23 protein-coding genes are annotated in these 23,538 nt (G+C 45.3%); 3 read left to right on the top strand and 20 right to left on the bottom strand.

From position 1 onward, the window contains the following. Window positions 1-9 precede the first annotated feature (9 nt). From D1Z90_RS10675 to cysG, 7 genes are all read right to left on the bottom strand, one after another. Window positions 10-258, bottom strand: coding sequence for a hypothetical protein (locus D1Z90_RS10675; RefSeq protein ID WP_119910743.1), 249 nt, complete (start codon window positions 256-258; stop codon window positions 10-12). A gap of 209 nt (window positions 259-467) precedes the next feature. After that, a complete protein-coding gene (gene cysQ / locus D1Z90_RS10670) occupies window positions 468-1,229 on the bottom strand; it encodes a 3'(2'),5'-bisphosphate nucleotidase CysQ (RefSeq protein WP_119910742.1) in 762 nt (253 codons plus the stop codon). Further along, complete coding sequence (cysC, locus tag D1Z90_RS10665; RefSeq protein ID WP_119910741.1) at window positions 1,210-1,812, bottom strand: adenylyl-sulfate kinase; 603 nt, start codon at window positions 1,810-1,812, stop codon at window positions 1,210-1,212. The genes cysQ and cysC overlap by 20 nt, the downstream gene beginning before the upstream one ends. A gap of 8 nt (window positions 1,813-1,820) precedes the next feature. Beyond that, window positions 1,821-3,548, bottom strand: a complete 1,728-nt coding sequence (locus tag D1Z90_RS10660) for an SLC13 family permease (RefSeq protein WP_119910740.1) — start codon at window positions 3,546-3,548, stop codon at window positions 1,821-1,823. A gap of 4 nt (window positions 3,549-3,552) precedes the next feature. Continuing rightward, window positions 3,553-4,980 (bottom strand): sulfate adenylyltransferase subunit CysN, encoded by a 1,428-nt coding sequence (gene cysN, locus D1Z90_RS10655; RefSeq protein ID WP_119910739.1) that lies wholly within the window; start codon window positions 4,978-4,980, stop codon window positions 3,553-3,555. Window positions 4,981-4,991: 11 nt separating this feature from the next. Further along, window positions 4,992-5,900, bottom strand: a complete 909-nt coding sequence (gene cysD, locus D1Z90_RS10650) for a sulfate adenylyltransferase subunit CysD (protein ID WP_119910738.1) — start codon at window positions 5,898-5,900, stop codon at window positions 4,992-4,994. 11 nt (window positions 5,901-5,911) lie between these two features. Then, the gene (gene cysG / locus D1Z90_RS10645; protein ID WP_119910737.1) at window positions 5,912-7,327 is read right to left on the bottom strand and encodes a siroheme synthase CysG; all 1,416 of its coding nucleotides are present in this window, start codon (window positions 7,325-7,327) and stop codon (window positions 5,912-5,914) included. 165 nt (window positions 7,328-7,492) lie between these two features. Between cysG and D1Z90_RS10640 the strand changes: the two genes are divergently transcribed. Next, window positions 7,493-7,762 carry a hypothetical protein gene (locus tag D1Z90_RS10640; protein ID WP_119910736.1) on the top strand — a complete coding sequence of 90 codons (270 nt, stop codon included), beginning with the start codon at window positions 7,493-7,495 and terminating at the stop codon, window positions 7,760-7,762. A 26-nt stretch (window positions 7,763-7,788) separates the two neighbouring features. Here D1Z90_RS10640 and D1Z90_RS10635 read toward each other — a convergent pair whose 3' ends face one another. The 7 genes from D1Z90_RS10635 to D1Z90_RS10605 all read right to left on the bottom strand — a co-directional run bounded on the left by D1Z90_RS10635 (window position 7,789) and on the right by D1Z90_RS10605 (window position 14,828). Further along, a complete protein-coding gene (locus D1Z90_RS10635; RefSeq protein ID WP_119910735.1) occupies window positions 7,789-8,550 on the bottom strand; it encodes a phosphoadenylyl-sulfate reductase in 762 nt (253 codons plus the stop codon). After that, complete coding sequence (cysI, locus tag D1Z90_RS10630) at window positions 8,543-10,273, bottom strand: assimilatory sulfite reductase (NADPH) hemoprotein subunit (protein WP_119910734.1); 1,731 nt, start codon at window positions 10,271-10,273, stop codon at window positions 8,543-8,545. Before cysI ends, D1Z90_RS10635 begins: the two co-directional genes overlap by 8 nt. Further along, complete coding sequence (locus D1Z90_RS10625) at window positions 10,273-12,090, bottom strand: assimilatory sulfite reductase (NADPH) flavoprotein subunit (protein ID WP_119910733.1); 1,818 nt, start codon at window positions 12,088-12,090, stop codon at window positions 10,273-10,275. The genes cysI and D1Z90_RS10625 overlap by 1 nt, the downstream gene beginning before the upstream one ends. A gap of 215 nt (window positions 12,091-12,305) precedes the next feature. Next, window positions 12,306-12,962 carry a TIGR04219 family outer membrane beta-barrel protein gene (locus D1Z90_RS10620; RefSeq protein WP_119910732.1) on the bottom strand — a complete coding sequence of 219 codons (657 nt, stop codon included), beginning with the start codon at window positions 12,960-12,962 and terminating at the stop codon, window positions 12,306-12,308. Between the two features lie 123 nt (window positions 12,963-13,085). Then, window positions 13,086-14,084 (bottom strand): DUF2333 family protein, encoded by a 999-nt coding sequence (locus D1Z90_RS10615; RefSeq protein WP_119910731.1) that lies wholly within the window; start codon window positions 14,082-14,084, stop codon window positions 13,086-13,088. 21 nt (window positions 14,085-14,105) lie between these two features. Further along, window positions 14,106-14,555 carry a copper chaperone PCu(A)C gene (locus D1Z90_RS10610; protein WP_158587104.1) on the bottom strand — a complete coding sequence of 150 codons (450 nt, stop codon included), beginning with the start codon at window positions 14,553-14,555 and terminating at the stop codon, window positions 14,106-14,108. A gap of 63 nt (window positions 14,556-14,618) precedes the next feature. Further along, window positions 14,619-14,828 carry an envelope stress response protein PspG gene (locus D1Z90_RS10605; RefSeq protein ID WP_119910729.1) on the bottom strand — a complete coding sequence of 70 codons (210 nt, stop codon included), beginning with the start codon at window positions 14,826-14,828 and terminating at the stop codon, window positions 14,619-14,621. Between the two features lie 448 nt (window positions 14,829-15,276). On the opposite strand from D1Z90_RS10605, the gene D1Z90_RS10600 reads away from it, so the two are divergent. Then, complete coding sequence (locus D1Z90_RS10600; RefSeq protein ID WP_119910728.1) at window positions 15,277-16,188, top strand: SphA family protein; 912 nt, start codon at window positions 15,277-15,279, stop codon at window positions 16,186-16,188. A 115-nt stretch (window positions 16,189-16,303) separates the two neighbouring features. On the opposite strand, the gene ilvN is transcribed toward D1Z90_RS10600, so the two are convergent. The 6 genes from ilvN to D1Z90_RS10575 all read right to left on the bottom strand — a co-directional run bounded on the left by ilvN (window position 16,304) and on the right by D1Z90_RS10575 (window position 21,629). Then, window positions 16,304-16,798 carry an acetolactate synthase small subunit gene (gene ilvN / locus D1Z90_RS10595; protein WP_119910727.1) on the bottom strand — a complete coding sequence of 165 codons (495 nt, stop codon included), beginning with the start codon at window positions 16,796-16,798 and terminating at the stop codon, window positions 16,304-16,306. Further along, on the bottom strand, window positions 16,798-18,516 hold the full coding sequence (locus tag D1Z90_RS10590; RefSeq protein WP_119910726.1) for an acetolactate synthase 3 large subunit: 1,719 nt from the start codon (window positions 18,514-18,516) through the stop codon (window positions 16,798-16,800). The genes ilvN and D1Z90_RS10590 overlap by 1 nt, the downstream gene beginning before the upstream one ends. A 249-nt stretch (window positions 18,517-18,765) precedes the next feature. Next, a complete protein-coding gene (locus D1Z90_RS21515; RefSeq protein ID WP_198419130.1) occupies window positions 18,766-18,921 on the bottom strand; it encodes a hypothetical protein in 156 nt (51 codons plus the stop codon). Between the two features lie 98 nt (window positions 18,922-19,019). Further along, complete coding sequence (locus D1Z90_RS10585; RefSeq protein WP_119910725.1) at window positions 19,020-20,123, bottom strand: MJ1255/VC2487 family glycosyltransferase; 1,104 nt, start codon at window positions 20,121-20,123, stop codon at window positions 19,020-19,022. Window positions 20,124-20,126: 3 nt separating this feature from the next. Next, window positions 20,127-20,639, bottom strand: a complete 513-nt coding sequence (locus tag D1Z90_RS10580; protein WP_119910724.1) for a phosphatase PAP2 family protein — start codon at window positions 20,637-20,639, stop codon at window positions 20,127-20,129. 336 nt (window positions 20,640-20,975) lie between these two features. Next, a complete protein-coding gene (locus D1Z90_RS10575; RefSeq protein WP_119910723.1) occupies window positions 20,976-21,629 on the bottom strand; it encodes a TetR/AcrR family transcriptional regulator in 654 nt (217 codons plus the stop codon). Window positions 21,630-21,967: 338 nt separating this feature from the next. Here D1Z90_RS10575 and leuA point away from each other — a divergent pair, with 338 nt between their 5' ends. Continuing rightward, window positions 21,968-23,530 carry a 2-isopropylmalate synthase gene (gene leuA / locus D1Z90_RS10570; RefSeq protein ID WP_119910722.1) on the top strand — a complete coding sequence of 521 codons (1,563 nt, stop codon included), beginning with the start codon at window positions 21,968-21,970 and terminating at the stop codon, window positions 23,528-23,530. Window positions 23,531-23,538: the final 8 nt, after the last annotated feature.

Genomic DNA, 23,538 nt, shown 5'->3' with positions numbered 1-23,538 from the left:
GTAAACAGATTATAATTTGTAAGCTTTTTCAGTTTTCACGTTCACTTTAAAGCGTGCCATGTTGTCATTGAACTGGCGGCACACTACGTTAAGCCATTTTGACTGCTGTATGCTGTTAACTTTCTTCACGTCTTTACAGCTAAAACCATTATGGCGAATGACTTTTTTAATGCCTGAATGATTGTATTTCGCAGCAGTTGCTGGCACAGCCGTCAACATTAATAAAGTGATAAGCACAGCGTTAATAATCTTTTTCATTGTTATTCTCTCTGATTCATTTAACTGGCTTCATTATGCCAAAGCAAAGCTGAATAAAAGCTGAATATCAATTAGATATAAACCAAAACGCCATTAGGAACGGGTGAGCTGGGTTCAGTAAAAGAAAGTTTAAAACGGTGGGATGCATAAATAATGAGCTTTTCAATCTTCTGTGACAGAAAAGCTCAAGTAATCAAGTCAGTGAATGCCTAAACGACTTCAAAGTACGGGTTGAGTAAAGACTCTTGGTGATTGTATCGTAATGGCGAGCCATCTAACTGGCGTACTTTAGCGCCCGCTTTTTCAGCGACGCAATGGCCAGCACCTGTGTCCCAGTTCATCGTTGGTCCAAGTCTTGGGTAAGTGTGCGCTAAACCTTCAGCGACCATACAAAACTTCAATGAGCTGCCCACAGGGACCATCTCATGTTGCTCAAACCGGGTGAGGTATTCAGCCAAATCTGGGCTTGGATGAGAGCGACTTCCCACCACTTTAATCACTTCGCCTGCTGCTGGCGTCACTACGTTCAGCTTTCTTGTGCCAGCGCTAGAAGTTAAAAATGCACCTTCGTCATCAGCAAAATACATTTTGTCCAACACCGGAGCAAACACCACACCTAATACAGGCTGGTTATTCTCAATTAATGCAATGTTAACGGTAAATTCACCGTTTTTCTTAATAAACTCTTTGGTGCCGTCTAGTGGGTCGACCAGCCAAAATTTTTGCCATTGTTGGCGCTCTTGCCAGCTGATATTCGCGTCTTCTTCAGACAAAATAGGGATATCAGGGGTTAATGCTTTCAAACCTGCCACAATTCGTTTGTGGGCGGCAAGGTCTGCTTCGGTCAAAGGCGACTCATCGGCTTTGGTTTGCACTGCAAAGTCACGCTGATAAATTACCAGAATGTCTTCACCCGCTTGGCGGGCAATATCACAAACACTTTGTATTAGATTATTGGTTGAGGTAGCCATGTTGCTCCAAATATTGAATGATTTGATCGACTGCTATCGACAGTGGCTGGTCGCCATTTTCAACGCGAATTTCAGGGTTATCGGGCGCTTCATAAACAGAGTCTATGCCAGTAAAGTTCTTAATTTCTCCGGCACGTGCTTTTTTGTACAAGCCTTTTGGATCGCGCTGCTCACAAATATCTAAGGGAACATCAACAAAGACTTCGATAAACTCGGCATCTGGTAGCAAGTCGCGAACTAATTGACGCTCTGCGCGATGAGGCGAGATAAATGCTGTTAAGACAAGCAATCCTGCATCTACCATGAGTTTAGCTACTTCACCCACTCGGCGGATATTTTCTTTGCGATCTTCGTCGCTAAAACCCAAGTCACCGCATAAGCCATGGCGCACGTTATCGCCATCTAACAAGTAAGTATGAGCATTCATTTCGTGTAAACGCTGTTCCACTGCACCCGCAACGGTAGACTTACCTGCGCCGCTTAAACCAGTAAACCACAGAACACAGGCTTTTTGTTTTTTTTGCTGGCTGCGCTCTTGCTTTGCAATGTCGTGCTGATGCCACACTATATTTTCATCTGCCATGAAACGTCCTAACTAAAAGGGAAAAATATTGGAATGGTAGTTAATACCGTTGCGGAATAGGCGACCGACACAGGGATGCCTATTTTCAAATAATCTTTTAAACGGTAGTTGCCCGCGCTATACACCATCAGGTTGGTTTGATAGCCATATGGCGAAATAAAGCTGGAACTGGCGCCAAATATCACCGCCATAATAAAAGGCATAGGACTCACGCCGTAACTGATCGCTAAACTATAAGCAATGGGGAAAGCCAGCGCTGCAGCCGCGTTGTTGGTAATCACTTCGGTCAAGATAAGCGTGATAAGGAACACAGCAATAAAGGCTCCCATGACCCCAAAGCCATTAAACTGCGCTTGAATTAACTCTCCAAGTCGCAATGCCAGACCTGTTTCAGTCATCAGATGAGCAATGCTTAATGCGGACCCAACCACGACCCAAATCTCAAAAGGAAAACGGCGCTTTACTTCGTTCCAACTTAATGTGCTTGTCGCAAGTAATGCAATTAAAAATACTATCAACCCTTTGATTAAGGGAAATATATCTAACACAGCCAATGCAATTACGCTGGTAAAACCAAGCATAACACCCGCACTACGCTTACTGTTTAGGCGGGTACTCGCATCAACTCCACTGACCACGACAAACTCTCGCGCTAATCGTTTATTTTTATAGAAGCTTTTTCCTGGGGCCAGTACCAAAGTATCGCCTTCGCGTAATAAAATATTACCTAAGCCACCCTCTAGTGGCGTATGACCCCGGCGAATCGCCACCACAACCGCGTCAAACTCTTCACGAAAGTGACACTCTTTAATGCTTTTGCCTTTAATTGAGGCGCTGTGACTGACGATAACTTCCACCAGGTCTTGGCCTTTAAGGTGGTGCTCGGCAAATAGGTCTAAACCAGGAAAATCTTGCAATATCCCTACGCTTTCAACGTTACCACAAAACAGCAATACATCATTTTTCAATAAACACTCATCTGGAGATACAGGGCATATGCGATGACCATCTCGAACGATTTCTGCTAAGTAAAGTTGTTGTAAGTTACGCAGGTTGTTTTGGGAAACCGTTTTACCAATTAACGGAGAGCCGGAGTTGACCCTAGCCTCTAAAAAATAGTCCGCTTGTTCACTTTGACTGGCTTTAGTGTCTGGTAACCCGGGACTGAGTATCATTAGTACTATCATACCGGCCACAAAACCGGCTAAACCAACCAAAGAAAATTCGAAAAAACCTAAGCTTGGTAAACCTGCATCCACTACAAAACTATTAACTATCAGGTTAGTGGAAGTACCAATTAAGGTTAAGGTGCCGCCAAAAATAGCGGAATAAGAAAGCGGGATTAATAACCGCGAAGGCGCATGATGACTATTGCGCTTTATGGCGCCAATTAATGACGCAACAACTGCGGTATTATTGGTGAACGAAGATAAAAATGCCGTCGACAAACCCAGCTTGCCCACCACACTAAAATAACTGCCACTGGATAATTGCTGACTGATCCAGGATATCAGCCTTGTTTTTTCGATAGCGGTGGAGACCACCAATAACAACACCAATACCAACAAGGAAGTATTGCTGAAACTGTCAATAATAGCCGGTAGCTGCAGCAATCCGGCTAAGTAACAGATTAAAACCGCAACGCCAAACAACAAGGCAGGCCTTAATTTGGAAGCAATTAACAGCGTAACTAACACTGCTAATATAACTAAAACCCATCCTTGGTCTAGCGTCATCGGATTACTTCTCCGCTAGCTTGCTGATATCAAGCGCTTGCCAGTGCGGGAAGTGTTTACGAACCAATGAATTAAACTCTAATTCAAACTCACTGTACTCGTGTGTTGCTGCTTGTGCTGTTGCCGCTTGCTGGATCATGCCCGCACCAACTGTAACGTTAGTTAGACGATCAATGATGATAAAGCTACCTGTATTAGGTACGTCACGGTAAAGGTCAAATGCAACCGTTTCTTCTAGTTCAACCTGACAGGTTGCAATCGCATTCAGCTCTAGTTGGCTGGCGTCAGAGCGCGCTAGGGTGTTAACGTCAATTTGTTGCTTGATTGCAGACACAAAACCAGGCGTTTTCTTGGTCGCTAATTTGAAGTCATATTGACGACCAGGAACAAGCGCGTCCTCTGTCATCCATACGATGTTAGCTTCAAACGCGTTACCCAATAATGGCTCGTGACCCGTTTTAACAATTACGTCACCGCGGCTGACGTCGATTTCATCTTCCAACGTCAAAGTAATAGCTTGACCTGCAAAAGCAGACTCAAGATTACCATCAAAAGTCACGATTTCTTTCACTACAGACTGTTTGCCAGAAGGCAGCGCTGTGATGGCATCACCTACCGCAACTTGACCGCCAGCGATAGTACCGGCAAAACCACGGAAGTCGAGGTTTGGACGGTTAACGTACTGCACCGGAAGACGGAAGTCTTTTTGTAGCAGCTCACCTTGTACTTGTACGTCTTCTAATAATGTCAGTAATGGCTTGCCTTGGTACCATGACATCGATTCGCTTTTGCTCACTACGTTGTCACCGTTAAGGGCTGACAGAGGCACAAAACTGATGTTGATGTCTGCTAAGCCTTCCGCAAACTCAAGGTAATCACGCTTAATGGCTTCAAATTTCTCTTCGGAGAAATCCACTAAATCCATCTTGTTAACCGCAACGACAAAATGCTTGATGCCTAGCTGTGAAGCAATAAAGCTGTGACGTTTAGTCTGCGTTAATACGCCGTAACGGGCGTCAATCAAGATAACGGCTAGCTCACAGGTAGATGCACCTGTTGCCATGTTACGCGTGTATTGCTCATGCCCTGGGGTGTCAGCAATGATGAACTTACGCTTTTCAGTTGAAAAGTAACGGTAAGCAACATCAATCGTAATGCCTTGCTCACGCTCAGCGGCTAAGCCATCTACCAATAGTGCAAGGTCTAATGCTTCACCGGCATTACCCATTTTTTGGCTGTCAGAGTGCAACGTAGCAAGCTGATCTTCATAGATTTGCGCGCTGTCGTGTAATAGACGACCAATCAGGGTACTTTTACCGTCATCAACACTGCCACAAGTCAGTAAACGAAGTAGGCTTTTGTGTTGTTGTTTCGTTAGGTATTGTTCAATGCTACCTGACGCTTCTAATTCTTTTTCGATTAAGCTGTTCATTGTCTTATCCCTTAGAAATAACCTTCACGTTTCTTCAATTCCATTGATGCCGCTTGGTCACTGTCGATAAGACGACCTTGGCGCTCACTGGTTTTAGCCAGTAGCATTTCTTCAATGATTTCGCTTAAGGTTTCAGCTTCAGACTCAATCGCCCCCGTTAGCGGGTAACAACCTAAGGTACGGAAACGTACTTTCTTCATTTGTGGTACTTCGCCTTCTTCTAGCGGCATACGCTCGTCATCAACCATGATTAACGTGCCATCGCGCTCAACCACAGGGCGCTCTTTGGCAAGGTAAAGCGGGACAATTTCGATATTTTCTAAGAAAATGTACTGCCAGATATCCAACTCAGTCCAGTTTGATAGAGGGAATACACGAATACTTTCGCCTTGGTTTACTGCACCGTTGTAGGTATTCCATAGCTCAGGACGTTGGTTTTTAGGGTCCCATCTGTGGTTCTTATCACGGAAAGAGTACACTCGCTCTTTGGCACGCGATTTTTCTTCATCACGGCGTGCACCACCGAACGCAGCATCAAATTTGTGCTCGTTCAAAGCCTGCTTTAAGCCTTGGGTTTTCATAATATCTGTGTGTTTTGAGCTGCCATGAACAAATGGGTTAATGTTCATCGCCAACCCTTCAGGGTTTTTGTGCACTAATAAATCAAAACCATACTCTTTTGCTAGTCTGTCACGAAATTCAATCATTTCTTTGAATTTCCAGTCAGTGTCAACGTGTAACAAAGGAAATGGCAGCTTACCTGGGTAAAAAGCTTTACGCGCCAGGTGCAGCATCACTGCTGAGTCCTTACCAATTGAATACAACATCACCGGGTTATCGAACTCGGCGGCTACTTCACGAATAATGTGAATGCTTTCTGCTTCCAACTGCTTAAGGTGTGTTAACCTTTGTTGGTCCATTTTCTACTCCGTTAGGCTAGATTTATTAATGATGAGGCAGCTTGACCGGCGTCTGCTTGTTGGCCAAACCAGGCTAACTTATCTGCAAGACTGACGACTTCACCGACGATGATCAAAGCCGGAGGTTGCACCTCTTGGCTCAGTTCCACCAACTGTGATAACTGCCCTGTAATAACTTGTTGGTCTTGCCGCGTTCCCTTTGACACTATGGCCACTGGGGTCGACGCTGCGCGACCTGCTTCTATTAAATTCTGCTGTATCTTAGCGGATTGCAATAACCCCATATAAAACACACAGGTTTGATTGGCTTGCGCTAAGGAGGCCCAGTTAGGTCCTGCCCCTTGAGCCTTATTGTGCCCCGTCACAAATACTACTGACTGAGCATAATCTCGATGAGTTAACGGAATACCTGCATAACTGGAACAACCTGACGCGGCAGTCACCCCTGGCACCACTTGGAACGGTATCTGGTGTTCGATTAACTCTTCTAATTCTTCGCCGCCGCGACCGAAAATAAACGGGTCGCCGCCTTTTAATCGCACGACTTTCTTGCCGGCTTTGGCGTATTGCACCAACAACTCGTTGGTTTTTTCTTGTATCACGCTGTGCTTGCCGGCTTCTTTGCCCACATTCACTAATTTAGCATCTTTGCGAACCAGCTCTAAGGTCTCGGTTGAAACCAACTGATCAAACAATACAATGTCTGCTTGCTGCATCAACTGTAACGCCTTGAGCGTTATCAGCGATGGGTCGCCCGGTCCTGCGCCAACGAGAGCTACTTCACCTTGAGCCGTGAAACCTTCTAACGAGCTTAAGATTTTTTGCTGCGCTTGCTGGCCTTGACCTTTTTCAAGCAAGCTGGCCACTTCACCTCGGCTAAATAGCGTTTCCCAAAATCGACGTCTTGCGGTGGGTTTCGCTAATTGTTGTTTCACCGTTTCGCGAAACTGCCCAGCTAACGCAGTCAGCGGGCCGATATGCTTAGGTAAAATACCTTCCAGCTTCTCTCTTATCATACGCGCCAATACGGGGGCATGACCGGCACTGGAAATGGCAATTAACATGGGCGAGCGGTCAACAATCGAAGGCATCACAAAACTGCCTTGCTCAGGCTCGTTAATCACGTTAACAAAGATGCCTTGGGCATCTGCAACGGTGGCCACTTGTTTGTTCACGTCAATACTGTCAGTTGCTGCAATCACCAAACGAACACCCGATACCATAGACTCATCAAACGCCTGTAGTAAAAGGGTCAATTTGCCCTGCTCTGCTAACTCTGCAATTTCGGGGCGACACTCGATGCCACATACCGTTACTTCGGCGCCAGCCCGCAGTAACAAATGAATTTTACGGATTGCGACTTCACCCGCACCAACAACTAAGCATGGTTGGCTCTGTAGTTTGGTAAAAATTGGGAGGTAATCCATAAAAACACCTAGGTTCGCAAGTTGAGCAACTATAAATTGAGACTGATATCTCGTAAAATAATTAATGAGAATCTCATATTCCATTTGGGAATAAAAAACACCAAAGACAAACAATTGAGTTATAAAAGATGCGAAAATCCAGATTAATCGGCAAGGATAATACCTATGATTGATTTATTAATCCACGTCAATCAATGGCATTGGCTGTCTTTTGCCCTATTGATGATGTTACTGGAGTTAGCACGCTTGAAAGCCCTGGCATTTTGTGTCGGCCTAGCCGCATTTTGTGTGGGTGGAACGATGCGATTTGAGCCAATGGCTTGGCCTCAGCAATGGTTATTGTTTACCTTGTGTTTAGTCGCACTTATGTTCATTCGCCACATGGTTATGAAAATAAAACACCCTCAATCCGACAACCAAAAAAAAGCGCCCTAAGGCGCTTTTTATTTCAGCAAAGGCAATTAAATACCGCTGCCATCGTGTTCACCATCTTCTTCATGCAGACCACATTCACGCTTTAAGCCAAAGAAGCGCGTATCTTCTTCTGACTCTCCCAGCTCAAGTGGGCGTGACGTTTGCACATCCCCCACTGAGACATAACCTTGGTCCCATAAAGGATGGTAAGGCAAGTTATGCTCTTGCAAGTAGTAGTGCACGTCTTTGTTACTCCAATCTATGATTGGCAAAAACTTAAAGCAGCCATTTTGAATACTTAAAATGGGCAAGTTACCGCGGCTTGACGATTGAGTACGGCGCAGACCAGAAAACCAAGTCTTAACCTTCAACTCTTTCAAAGCCCGCTTCATGGGCTCCACTTTGTTGATTTGATTATACTTGGTTAGGCCATCAACGCCTTGTTCCCACAACTTACCATAACGAGCTTCCTGCCAGGCCGCTGATGTAGTCGCGCGGTATACTTTAAGGTTTAACCCTAAACGTTCAGTAAGCTCATCGATAAACTGATAAGTCTCAGAAAACAAATAACCCGTGTCAGTCAGGATTACTGGAATATCCGCTTTACATTGGCTCATCATATGTAGCGATACAGCTGATTGAATACCAAAGCTTGAAGATAACGCAAACTCGCCTTCTAAATTTTCAAACGCCCATTGAATACGCTCTACTGGGCTCATTTGTTCCAGTTCTTCATTAATAACTGACAGCTCAATCGCGCGCTGTGCTGCATTTAACGCTAATAAGGCATCTAAATTTAGATTAGGCATAAAAATCCCGTGACGCGATAACAACTTCTTCCACAATGCCGGCGCGGATAGTAAAGTCACCAAAGCCTTCATTAGCTTCTCGCTCCGTCGCCCAGCGACCGATCAAGCTGTCTAACTCTGCTAAGATGCCTTCTTCGTCGACATTTTCCATGTACATCTTAGGCAAGCGCGTACCTTCACGGTTACCGCCTAGCAAGATGTTATATTTACCAGGGCCTTTACCGACTAAACCAAACTCAGCCAGTGCAGCGCGACCACAACCGTTAGGACAACCTGTCACACGCAGTACTAGATGCTCGTCTGCTACGCCGTACTCTTCCAGCATATCTTCCACTTTGGTCACAAGACCTGGCAAGTAACGCTCAGCTTCAGCCATTGCCAGTGGGCATGTTGGGAAGGATACACACGCCATTGAGTTTTCACGCTGCGCACTCAAATCTGCGGTTTTTAGCCCATATTCAACGGCCAGTTTTTCAATTTTCTTCTTATCTTTATCCGCAACACCCGCAATGATTAAATTCTGGTTTGCGGTTAAACGGAAATCGCCTTTGTGAATTTTAGCTATCTCACGCATGCCGGTTTTCAACGGTTTGCCAGGGAAATCTAAAATACGACCATTTTCGATAAACAAGGTTAAATGCCACTTGTTATCGATACCTTTAATCCAACCAATGCGGTCGCCGCGGTATTCAAATTTGTAGTCCTTACTGGCTTTAAACTTAATGCCAGAACGACCTTCCACTTCGGCTTTAAATGCTTCAACGCCAACCCGCTCTAAGGTGTACTTAGTTTTAGACAGATGACGGTCGCAACGGTTACCCCAATCACGTTGAACGGTAACAATGGCTTCAGAAATCGCAATGACGTCTTTTTTAGCGATAAAGCCAAAGTCATCCGCTTTACGAGGGTGTGTGCGTTTATCACCGTGCGTATGACCAAGGCCTGCACCCACTAATACGTTGTAACCAATCAGTTCATCGTCTTTCACTATGGCTACAAAACTGATGTCGTTAGCGTGAACATCTATGTCGTTTTGCGGTGGCATCACAAACGCAATTTTGAACTTACGCGGCAAATACACGTTTGAGTATAAAGGCTCGCTTTGTTTTTCATTGCTCGCCACTTTTTCGCCATTTAACCAAAGATCTGCAAACCCTTTGGTATTAGGTAAGAAATGCTCACTGGTTTGCTTTGATAGTTCATACATTTCAGCATGGAACTTTGACTCAACTGGGTTAGACGTACACAGGGTATTACGGTTCACGTCACCCGCAGTAAAGATAGAGTCGATGCCAACTTCATCTAGACCTTGGAAGATAGGACGTAAATTACGCTTCAAAATACCGTGATACTGAAACGTCTGACGAGTTGTAAGACGAATACTGCCCACCATGGTGCGCTCTTGCGCATACTTGTCTATTTGCAGCCACTGCTGAGGTGTACACACACCACCAGGCATACGTGCGCGTAATAGGAAGCTATGACGAGGATCTAATTTTTGCTTTTTACGTTCGCCACGAATATCACGGTCATCTTGTTGGTATAAACCGTGGAATTTGATCAACTGAATGTCGTCAGGGCTAAAGCCACCATAAACTTGATCATCTAATGCTTCAGCGATAGTGCCTCGTAAAAAGTCACTCTCGGTTTTAATTCTTTCGTTATCTGATAATGCGCGGCCGTCTAGGCTATTATCTGGACTTGGTTTAGGCTCGTAACTCATTAGTAAACATCCCTTTGGTAACGCTTAGCACGACGTAATTCACTGACGTATTCTTCTGCTTGTTCTTGGCTCTTGCTGCCTTGCTCTTGGACAATTTGTACCAAGGCGTCGTTGACATCTTTTGCCATCCGGTTAGCGTCACCACAAATGTAGAAGTGGGCGCCTTCTTCTAACCACTGGTAAACTTCAGCCGCGTTTTCCAGTAAACGGTGCTGCACGTATACTTTTTCTTCTTGATCTCGAGAAAAGGCAACGTCCATCTTAGTCAGTAGGCCAGAGCTCAAGTAACTGCGCCACTCAACTTGGTATAAGAAGTCTTCGGTAAAGGTTTGATCACCAAAGAACATCCAGTTTTTACCGTCGGCATCTTGCGCTTCACGCTCTTGCATAAAGGCACGGAAAGGGGCAACACCTGTACCTGGACCAACCATGATAACAGGGGTGTTAGTATCAGCAGGTAAGCGGAAGTTGTCGTTGTGCTCAACAAATACTTTCACTTCTCCGCCTTCTTCAAGACGCTTTAAGAAGCCCGTTGCACCGCCGCTGCGCGCTTCACCTTTGGCGTTATCAAATTCGACCATGCCAACGGTTAAATGCACTTCTTCATCCACTTCTGCTTGGCTAGAAGCAATCGAGTATAAACGTGGCGTAATGCGACGTAGCATTCCCACTAGCTCTTCAGCCGATAATTTCACGCCTTTCTTGGCCGCTAAGATATCCAGAATTTGGTGATTGTTCGCATATTCACGGGCTTGCGCTTTATCTGCTGCGATTTTAGCCAGTTTCTTACTGCCCGAAAGCTCGGCATATTTTTCAACAAAACCAGGGTAAGACTGCGTTAACTCAAAGTTCGCCACCAAAGCCTCAGTTAGCGTAACCTTGTTACCATCCACTTCAACTTCTTCATCGCCTTTTAGGCCAACTTGCTTAACAACTTTCGCAACCAATTTCGGGTCATTTTCAAACCACACGCCTAATGCATCACCGGCTCGGTATTGAATACCAGACTCTTCCAGAGAAATCTCAAAATGACGTACGTCTTTGTTTGAGTTGCGCCCTGTGATTTTTTGGTTGGTCGCTAACGTTGCGGTATATGGATTTTTCTTGTCGTATTGACTCGCCGCTAACTCTTGACCGCCAACAGGTAGCTGTACAACTTGTGCGTCACCGCCACCTACTTCAAGGGTTTCTTCAACGATAACCAGCGCTTTGCTGCCCCACTCTTTCGCAGGACCTTCATAATCAACATCACAATCGATACGATCTAAGAAGCCTTTCGCGCCACATGCCGCTAAACGCTCATCAAAGTCTTTACCGGTTTGACAGAAGAATTCGTAGCTTGAGTCGCCCAATGCCAGTACTGCATAATTGAGGTTTGGTAGCTTAGGTGCTTTCTTAGACGCAAGTAACTCATGCAGCTCTGCAGCATCATCCGGCGCTTCACCTTCACCGTTAGTGCTGACAACTATAATCATGTGCGTTTCAGATTTAAGGTCTTTCGCCTTGTAGTCCGCCATTGATTTAAGCTGAACAGGCAAGCCTTTCGATTTGGCCTCAGCTGCCAATTCTTCAGCAACCCCTTTAGAGTTACCGGTTTGAGAACCGAATAAAACGGTTAACTTACCGGCAGGAGCCGCTGCAGCTGCTGTAGCAACCGCGCCAGTAGTCGCAACCGCGCCACCTTGACTAATACCAGATAAATATCCACTGACCCAGGCAAGCTGGTTTGGATTTAACTCAGCGACTGCCTGCTGCAATTTAGATAATTGCATATCAGACAAAGGGCTGGTTAACGAAGAGAGTTCCTTTAACAGCATGGCATTGATTTCCACTATCCCAAAATAATTGAGCACAGTTTACTGCCGGCTATGGATAACAACAAAGAATAAATATGGATTTTTTATAAGAAAATGGAATAAGAAACGGGTTAGATATGCCCACAAAGGCTGCTAAATCTCCGTTTAAGTCTGAATCAAATAAAAAAGAAGCGACGTGCGCTTCTTTTTTGTGGTCAATGACTTGCAGCTAAGCTTTAGAAGTTTACCTCTGCCCCTAGGAAGAAGCCGTCAAATTCACTGTTGAACTTAGTGTCGTCTTTCAGTTTAATTTCTTGGTAACGGTAACCACCGCGTAAACTAAATTTTGCTACCCCTTGTGGGTTAAAGGTATAGCTTACGCCCGCTAGGGCATTAATAGTGTCATCATCGGTGAATGAACCCGCGGTTAGCTCAGCAAACGCTTTAAAGTTAGTGCTAGGAATGCCAATCTTGGCCGCGCCGTATAACTGAGGAACCACAGAACTAACGCTTTCACCCGTTGCGGCCTTGCCATCTAGGTAACGAAAGTTCAAACCTAAATCCAGCTCTGTGAGACCATTGTCCAGTATTTGGTAATATAAAATAGCATCAAGGCTGCTCAAATCTGTATTGAAGCCTTGGTTGTCCCCTTTGCCTTTTGTATCTAAGTTACTGTAAGCCAACTTAGCATTTGGCAGTAAAATAATGCTGTGTTCAACTGCAATGTAACCACTGCCGCGATAATCATCCTTTAAATTAACATCTTGTCCTTCAAACTCACCGCTGGTGCTAGGTTTCATAAAATCAGCACCTACAAAAATGCCCCAATCATCGGCCATTGCCGGTGCAGAAATTGAAGCAGATAGTAAGGTCAGCGCAAGAAGTTTTTTCATTATTTGTCTCCTAAATAGTTACAGGCATTGTAACTATTAAAAAAAAAGTGGCAATCTCAGCGAACGCCAGATTACCACTTTGTTCAGCTAAGGTTCAGTTAATTGGAATTAACCGAGTAAAGCTTAACCTTTGCCTAATAATTCTATCAAATCTTGTACCGCCGCGTTAGAGCGCGAAATATAATTTGCCATTACTAACGAATGGTTTGCCATGACCCCAAAGCCACTGCCGTTTAGAATCATAGGGCTCCATACTGTCTGTTGAGTTTCCTCAAGCTCGCGAATAATTTGACGCAAGCTCACGGTGGCATTTTTCTTCTCAAGTACACCTTTAAAGTCTACTTCAACGGCCTTCATAAAATGCAATAAAGCCCACGTTGCGCCGCGCGAACGATAAAACACGTCGTCAATTTTTAACCACGGCGTTTTAATGAGTTTTTCTTCTGGCGCATAAGTCGATTGCTCAGCGCCCGTTTCACCGGCTAAACCAACGTTCAAACTGTGGCGACCCACGCTTGAACTTAGGCCTTGAGATAAACTGCCTAAACGGTTTTGCACTTCTTTCAGCCAACTGACGAGGTTATCTGCGCGAGCATAAAACTGGGCATCTGTTTGCGCAGGATCGGCCAAACGTGTCCGGTAGCTGCGTAGCGCAGCGATGGCTTCGCCATACTCTTTTTCTGCGCTCGGTAAATTCCAGCTTTGACTGTCGATATTAAACTTAGGCTGCGCTTTGACCAGGTCTTTGTCTTCGATACTCTGACTTTGCGAGCGACTAAAGTCTTTACGCATGATCAAAGATAAATCACGGACTTGCTCCAGCACCCCTAACTCCCAGTTAGGCATATTATCCATAAAAATACTGGGTGGAGTGACGTCATTCACCAAGTAACCACCAGGCTTGTTAAGCAGGGTTTCCGCTACGGTAATCAAAGTGGTTGTTGTGGTATAGCCTACCACGGCCGTCTTACCTTCTTCTTTGGCTTCTTCTTGAGACAATGCCACCAGCTGCGACACGTCCATGATATCGGGCTCCATGCTCCAATACACAGCCACGCCGTAATTCAGCAAAAAAAGGAGAAATAAGCCCGCAAAGACACGCTTTTTTGTAAATTTTTCCATAACAACCTTCAATTATAAAAATTAGTGATGAGCGTGTTTTTTATGCTCACCCACTTTTTGTACTGGCGCAGCGAATGAAAGCTCTGTGCCATCTTCAAATACTAAAATAAAATCAACCGATTGACCTGTTTTAAGCGGTTGCTTTAACCCCATCATCATGATGTGGAAGCCGCCCGGTTTTAGTTCAACGGTAGCCATCGCGGCCACTTCTATGGCGTCAACTTGACGCATTTTCATCATGCCATCTACCATGGTGTGATTGTGCAGTTCTACCTTGTCAGCAATATCACTCTTCACTCCAACTAAGCGCACGGCTTTATCAGTGTGGTTCATTAATTGTAAAAAAGCAGCACTGTTAGGCACATTTGGTGGCGTTTCTCTGGCGTAAGCGCCTGAAACCATAAAGTCAGCCGCTACGGCCTGAGTCAATGTGCTAAAAGCAAGTAAAATGAATGAGATAAATGTTTTCATGGGATCCATCCTTGATCATAAATGTGACCCCAATTTAATTGAAAGGCTCATCAAGTGCAAACGCTAACTGTTTTCAGTGCGCTTATTGGAAAGCAGCCAATAAAGCACACCGGCAGCAATCAACCAAGGCGCCCATTGCACTAAAATACCAACGGCGCCAAAAACAATGGTTAAGACTAAAGCGGCGGCAAGCACCAGCAAGGTTCCCACCAAGGTAAACCCCGTCATCGCAATTGCCACAATAATGAATGCAAAAAATAATAGTTCAAACATATGCCCTCCTCGGCAGTTTAATTTCCTGATAACACAGCGCTCAAAGGCCGTATTCAGACGATGGAATACTCAATACATAACAAAAACCGTGCCAGAAAACCAAAACCAGCAAACCATTGAAATTAATAGATAAAATCGGTTCAACTTGAGGAACACTCTAATTTCATGGTCAAATTCACCAAGTTAACAGGTAATATTGACCACATTTTTATATCTACCAGCGCATGGATGCCATTGTGCTAACTCAAGTTTTGTCTCTATCGTTAGCACACCCTTGCTAACTGATTTTTATACTTTATCTCCCATACTTATCAAGCTACTGTTATTAATATAAAAAATAATAGCGTTTTATCTTGGTGGCACGAGTGCAAATTCGGAGTCTGCCACGCCAGCATTTTTGTGAGGCATTACGCCAACCATAACGGATTTAACGAAGGGATTTACAACAATGAAGAAAAACTCACCGATAACGCGTGCTCTGGTGTTTGCCGGGCTCATTATGTCGCCATTATCTCACGCGGACGGTTTATTTGGCTCTGGCCACTATTCCGCCGGCATCAGTAATATTCGAGACCTGACGGTGCCGCGAGAAGCCGGCTTTATCTATGAGCAATATAATATTTATTACAGCGCCAGCAAGCTAACAGACAGCTCTGGCAACACGTTAACAAGTGAGGGGCATTATAATGTGCTCGCGATTGCTCCTACTTTTATTTGGGTGACAGAACAACAGCTTCTAGGTGCACGTTATGCCTTTACGGTTAACCCCTTATTGGTAGATACAGAGGCAAGCGGCGGAGACGCTTCCGGCGTTGGCGATTTGTTTGTTCAACCGCTGTGGTTGGGCTGGCAAGCCCCCCAGTATGACATTAACTTTGGTTTAGGCGTGTATGCGCCAACAGGCAATAGCGACGTCACCCTGGATCTTTGGACCTTACAGCTGCAAACCGCGGGGTATTATTACCTGATGGAGGGCGCAGGCGCACTTATGCTGGCGGTCACCTATGAGGCTCATACCGAGTCAGACTCGACCAAAGTCACGCCAGGCGATCACATCAGCCTTGAATACGGCTACAGCCAATACTTAACGCAACAGCTCGAGGTCGGGATCCGAGGCTACAGTCAATGGCAAGTTGAGAGTGATGACATTACCGACCGCCATGACAAAATAAACGAAGCGTTGAATACCTCTATTGGCGCCAAGTCTCAAGTTCACGGAGTGGGAGTCTCAGTTGGCTATTGGGTAAATGGAAATTGGAATATTACCGCCAACGCGGCGACAGAGTTTAAGTCTAAAGCTCGTATTGAAGGGGAGTCTTATTCACTGAATATCACCTACTTACCGAAAGCAATCTTTTAACTGATATCAGCAGAAATCGCGGCTACCTCAGTCGCTTTAGTCTGCCAGAACAGGCTCAACCTTAACCTGATAGGTTAAGGTTGAGTTATACACTTTAGGATAAGAAGGTGTGTAACTAAGGACGCAGCGCTCTTTCACCACGCGCAATGCCACAAACGCCAGAGCGAACCACTTCAACAATTTCAGTGGCTTCACCTAAAGCAGCAATAAAAGCATCGAGCTTTTCGGTCGTGCCGCTGAGTTGCACCGTGTACAAGCTTTGCGTCACATCTACAATTTGACCTCGGAAAATATCGGCATTGCGTTTCACTTCATCGCGTTTACTGCCTGAAGCTTTCACTTTGACCAGCATTAACTCGCGCTCAACATGAGCGCCATCAGTCAGCTCCGATACCTTTAATACGTCGACCAACTTATGTAATTGCTTAACAATTTGCTCTATTTTACGCTCATCCGCATTGGTGGTAATGGTCATGCGTGACAAAGTAGGATCATCAGTAACCGCCACAGTCAGTGACTCAATGTTGTAACCACGTTGAGAAAATAATCCCACCACGCGAGACAAAGCGCCGGCTTCGTTCTCAATTAATATCGATAAGATGCTGCGCATTAAGTTCTCTCCGTTTTGCTTAACCACATGTCTTTCATGCTCTCAAATTTTATCTGCATGGGGTAGACGTGCTCTTCTGGGTCTACCGCTATGTCTAAAAATACCAGCCTGTCTTTCATCGCAAAGGCTTTTTCTAACGCCGGCTCTAGGTCTTCTGGTTTATCCACACGAATGCCAACATGGTTATAAGCTTCCGCCAGCTTGACAAAATCCGGCACCGAGTCCATGTATGAATGAGATTGACGCCCTTCGTAGAACATTTTTTGCCACTGCTTCACCATCCCTAAAGAGCGGTTATTGAGGGATACAATTTTCACTGGCAAGTTATATTGCATACAAGTAGACAGCTCTTGAATATTCATTTGAATGGAGCCATCCCCAGTGATACAAGCTACTTCCGCATCTGGCAAGGCCACCTTACAGCCCATTGCAGCTGGAAAACCAAAGCCCATAGTGCCCAGACCGCCAGAGTTGATCCATTGACGCGGTTTATCAAATGGGTAATACAAGGCGCCAAACATTTGATGCTGGCCAACATCAGAGGTAACGATAGCTTGCCCTTTGGTCACTTTATAAAGCGCTTCAATCACTTGCTGTGGCTTAATCACTGAGTCAGACTTGGCATACACCAAACACTCTTTTTCACGCCAGCCATTGATCATTTGCCACCACTCGGATAAATCCGCTTGCTTACTCAACGCATTGGTGTCGGCAATCGCCTGCTGAATTTGTCGCAGTACCACTTCAACCGAACCCACAATTGGAATATCGGCATTAATGATTTTAGATATCGAAGTCGGATCAATATCGATGTGCATAATGGTCGCATTTGGGCAGAACTTGTTAACCGCGTTAGTCACCCTGTCGTCAAAGCGCGCGCCAACGGCAAAAATCAGATCGGCGTTATGCATCGACATATTGGCTTCGTATGTGCCATGCATGCCAAGCATGCCAAGCGACTGCTGGTGCGTGCCTGGAAACGCGCCTAACCCCATTAAGGTGCTGGCCACGGGTAAATTACACTGCTCGGCTAATTGAATGACATCGCCCGATGCCTCTGCATTGATAGCGCCGCCGCCAACATAAAGTACTGGACGCTTAGCAGCCATTAAAGCATTCACCGCCCGCTTAATTTGGCCCTTGTGGCCACTTAAGGTTGGGTTATATGAGCGCATGTGCACTTCAGCAGGATATTCGTATGGAAACTTAAGCTTTGGGTTTTGCACGTCTTTTGGCAAATCCACAACCACTGGCCCCGGCCGGCCGGTAGACGCAAGGTAAAACGCTTTTTTAATCGCCATAGGAATATCGGTGGCAGTCTTACACAAGAAGCTGTGTTTAACGACCGGTCTTGAAACGCCCAGCATGTCGGTTTCTTGGAAAGCATCATCACCAATAAAATTGGTTGGCACCTGGCCTGATAACACCACCATAGGAATTGAGTCCATATAAGCGGTGGCAATGCCGGTAATACAGTTTGTTGCCCCAGGGCCTGAAGTCACTAATACACACCCCACCTTTCCAGTGGCACGAGTATAACCGTCAGCCATATGCACGGCTGCTTGTTCATGGCGAACTAAAAAGTGCTCGATATCGTCACTGTTAAATAAGGCATCATAAATATCAAGAACGGACCCACCAGGGTAACCAAAAATGTGTTTTACGCCTTCGTCTTCCAGTGAACGGATCACCATTTCAGCGCCGGATAACATTTCCATTGACACTCTCCCGTTGAGTTACGGTTTCATTAATAAGGATATTATGGCAAACAAAGTGTGCCGAGATAGATTAACAAGTGTAATAATTTTTCACTTTATTCGTCTATTGATTTTTTCAGCGGTGCGAAGAAATGCTTGGTTTATTTAAGCGAGCAGACAATTACACAAGAAAAGCACCTGCAACATAGTGAATATGAGAAAGTAAAAAGGGCGTCCGCAGACGCCCTTTCACATTAAGCAGTGAGCCAATTAATGCTCATTATTTTCCGGCTCGGCCAACCAAATCGCGTTATTAGGGTCTAAGTCTTCAGACACTGATACGCTTACGCCCATATCGATCAGCTCTTTGAGAGTTAAGTTGTCGGCTAAGTTTATTTCTTCGCCATTTTCATTACTAAAACGCATCTTGTGCTCCTTTACCTGTCTCATTATTAAGCATGGCACAGGCCAATTAGATTGCCAGCCAATGCGGTTGATAAATGTCCCCTCTCAATACCAAGGGGCTAACTGCGTAAAGCGATATCCCATGCCAGCGATCCCGAGCGCAACAACTGTGACTCGGGCAGCTGATCTAATACATTTTCAGGAAAGACAACTTGCTGCCACAACTGCTCTTTTAGGCCTTGGTAATCATCCCACTGCCCTTGCTTTATCCACTGCGCTAAGGCCTGGGCAACATCGGGCAAACGCACCTTACCAAAGCTGTCTGTCGGCAACCATTTGGCCACCTCTGCGGCGTCTAACTTTTCCAGTTTAGTCGCCAGCCCCATCATTTCCAGTGTCGCCACATTACTGAGCTGCTCAAACTGACCCGCAAGGGGTTTAAGCAGCATTTTCTTACCCATTTGCATGGCTTCAGAAGGTAACTCAAAACCGCCATTGGCGATCACGCCGGCACAGTCATGTAAGTCGTGTTGAAAGCCAGTACGGCTTAATGCGCGTACCTTGACGTTCTCTATATCCACATCGGTTGCATCAGGGTGATAACAATGAAAGCTATGGCTACTAAAACGACGTAATAAGTCGACTACATCAGATAAAGACTCAAACGGTAAGTACACTAATATTTTGTTTTCAACCGTTTCATCGCTATCGAGCATTTCAACGATGGGCGGCAAAATCGCGTGCCCAAAATGATACCAATGTACGCCAATGGCCGTTTTAGTCGGCGCAAAATACTTCATTAAAAGCTGATTAACCATTGTATTGCCGACTTTAGGAATGTCGTAGCGAAACGCGTTTTGGTGAGAAATACCGATACAGGTTTTTTTGGCCCGCTTGGCGGCCCAAGCTGAAACAGGTTCGAAATCATTCAGTACCAGGTCATATTGACTGACGTCAAGTTGGCGTACGTCTTTCAAAAACTGCCAAGGGTTGGCATTCAGCAAGGTGCGAATATGACTGATTTCACCATGACCTGAACTAAATGTCAGACCTTTACGGGTGCGATAATCACCAAATGGTGCCATGTCAAAATAACCATCAGGCTCGCGCCCAGAAAAAAGGTAGTCCACTTCAATGCCAGCGTCCGCTAGGGCACGCGACATTTTTCTCGCCCGTGTAATGTGGCCATTACCGGTTCCTTGAACGCCATACAAAACGCGCATGTATTACACTCCAACCAAAGATAACGTAAAGTAAGCCGCGCTCATTCCTAGCAATGCCCCAGCGATGATATCGCTGATAAAGTGCACGCCAAGCAATACCCTAGATAACGCCACCAAGGTTGCCCAAATAAAAGCCACGATCGTGAACGAGGGGTAAAACACGCTGATTTGGCTTGCCATTAAAAATGCCGCAGCAGCATGCCCAGATGGCAAACTGTAACGGTCTGACGGTTCAATAAAGCAAGGTAAATTAGTTGGCCGATTACGTTTAAACGCCTGCTTTAACGTAATATAAACCGGCAACTCAATGGCAAACGCCAACAAGCAAGTAGCAAAAAACTCACCTCCTTGCTGGTGCTCAAAACACAGCAGTAAAATGCCGAGCAAAAAGTAGCCATGGCCATCGCCGCTGCGCGACACCCACTTGCATTGGGCTGCCACTTGGCGGTTAAACTTGTGTCCAAGGCAAGCCGTTGATAACGCATAGTCAAACTCACTAATCATATTCAGTTTCATCTGCTGCTCCTTTGCCATACCAGCAAAAGAGTAAACAGGCCAAGTGACAATGAAGTGACGCTTTGGAGGCAGTAAAGTGACAAAAGACTAATTAAGTAATGAGCCGACATAAGGCCCAAAATAAAGATAAAGTCAGCCAAAAGGAGTTAAGAGGAGAGACGACGCAGACATAAGCGCCAACCCATCAGTAAGCACGAAGCAATTCGCGGTTACTAAGTCTTCGCAACAAGCTGGCTCTCGCAATCCATTCGGTGCCTGAAATGGCAGAAATTACGATACAGGAGAAGCCCGCGTTGTTAGTCATAAAGCGGGCTGAAAGAGTGCAGTTAGCGGGTTTTAGGCTTCATCGGGGGCGATTGCTTTCTCAACAAAGTCGGCGACAAATTCTCCCAGTCCAGTGTAATACTGCAAGCTGTTTTCCATGCCAATCTCTCCACCAAATAAAGGCTGCACCGAAAATGGCTGAGAAAATACACTTAATATAATCAAACACAGCTTATTAGTGTCAGTTTGCTGAGAGATGTAGCCTTTCTCAACCATATTATCTAACAGTGTTTTAAAATGAGGCAGTAGTCGATTTTTAACCGTGTCTAGGTAAAAATCATGTCCCGTTTCCATCGAGTTTTGCTGTAAATAGCGCATCAAATTTATAAATTCGGGAAACTCAGACATCACAATATAATGGCGCGTAATAATATCACGCATAGAGTCCGCGTGCGGGTTATTCATATGCTCAACAATAAGATCATCAATCAATTTGATGGTTTCATCTAATACCGCAATATAAAGCTGCTCTTTACTGCCAAAGTAGTAATGGATCATGGCAATATTGGTGCCAGCATGCTCAGCAATGGCTCGGGTGGTGACCTTTTTATAACCCCGTTCAATAAACAAGTTTCGCGCGCTGTTAAGCAGCACATCACGGGTATCTGAACCTCCCTCGGGACGACCAGGTTTACGTTTGAGTTCAGAGTGATTGTCAGCAGTCATGTGTTCTCTCAGTATCCATATAAAAACCTGGCGCAGCACGGGGCATGCGATTAAGTCATTTTCTCAATTGTGAGCCTGCGCCAGATACCAAATACCGTCAGGGTTTGCTGGGCTTAAATCTTGACTCAACTATAAAAACCACGTATTAAAGCGTACAATTTTCACAAAAATAACCATGGCTGCAGCGACTTGCAGGCGTGATCGCTATAGTATCAATACACGCGTCTAGCGCTAGTAACCAAAATACTAGTCAAAGAACCAAAAATTAGCGATAAATACATTCAAATAATAAGCAGTAATTCACTGTTTTATAAGTGATATAAGCAGAGGGAAGTAACATGACAGATCAGGTGATCATCTTTGACACGACTTTACGTGACGGAGAACAAGCTTTAGCCGCAAGTTTAACCGTGAAAGAAAAATTACAGATTGCCCTGTCTCTGGAACGTTTAGGCGTAGATGTGATGGAGTTGGGTTTTCCTATTTCATCACCGGGCGACTTTGAGTCCGTACAAACTATCGCTAAGCAACTCACCACCAGCATCCCTTGTGCATTATCGCGCGCGCTGGAAAAAGACATCGACGCGGCGGGTCAAGCTTTAAAAGTGGCAGAACGTTTTCGTATTCATACTTTTATTTCTACTTCAACCATTCACGTTGAAAGCAAACTCAGACGCGGCTTTGACGACGTGCTCGCCATGGGTGTTAAAGCCATCCAACACGCCAAAAAATACACTGACGACGTTGAATTTTCTTGTGAAGATGCTGGTCGTACGCCAATTGATAACTTGTGTCGTATGGTCGAAGCTGCCATTGATGCCGGCGCCACCACGGTCAATATCCCAGATACCGTTGGTTATACCTTACCGAGCGAGTTTGGCGGCATAATTGCAACCTTGTTTAATCGCGTCCCTAATATCGATAAAGCGGTTATCTCGGTGCATTGCCACGACGACCTTGGCTTATCGGTTGCAAACTCCATTGCCGCGGTGCAGCATGGTGCACGCCAAATTGAGTGTACCATTAACGGGATTGGTGAGCGTGCAGGTAACTGTTCACTAGAAGAAGTGGCAATGATCCTGGATACGCGCAAAGATATTACCGGGCTGCATACTAATATTCGCCCAACTGAAATTCACCGCACCAGCCAATTAGTGAGTCAGTTGTGTAACATGCCCATTCAGCCGAACAAAGCTATCGTCGGCGGCAATGCTTTCTCGCACTCTTCGGGTATCCACCAAGACGGTGTGTTAAAAGCGAAAAACACATACGAAATCATCACGCCAGAGAGCATCGGCCTAACCCAGAACAACCTTAACCTAACGTCTCGATCTGGTCGCCACGTGATCAAGCACCGGATGGAAGAGCTCGGCTACGATGAAAACAGCTACGACCTAGATGAGTTATACGCTGATTTCCTCAAGCTGGCAGACAAAAAAGGCCAAGTATTTGATTACGACCTTGAAGCCTTGGTATTTTTCAACAATATTCATGAAGAATCCGAGCACTTCACCTTAGACTATCTCAGCGTGCAATCTGGCTCTGGTGTATTAGCAACGGCAACGGTGAAGCTGAAAATTGGCGAACAAGAAGAAAAAGTAGAAGCTGCCACGGGGAATGGCCCGATCGATGCGGTATACCAATGTTTAAACCGTATCAGCGGTTATGACATCACCATAGACGATTACAAAACTTCGTCTAAAGGCGAAGGTAAAGACGCCCTAGGTAAAGCCGATATTGTCGCCAAGTACAACGGCCGTAAGTTCCACGGTATAGGTCTGGCTACCGACGTGGTTGAGTCTGCCGCCCTCGCCTTAGTGCACGTAATGAACCATATTCATCGTGCCCAAGCGGTTGCGCAAAAAAAACAAGCCAGATTAAACATTGAAGACCAAGTTTAATTGCTAAC

This window comes from Motilimonas pumila, assembly GCF_003596335.1.
Taxonomy (GTDB): Bacteria; Pseudomonadota; Gammaproteobacteria; order Enterobacterales; family CBDFNC01; genus Motilimonas; species Motilimonas pumila.
This window is presented reverse-complemented; position numbering and strand designations above follow the sequence as displayed.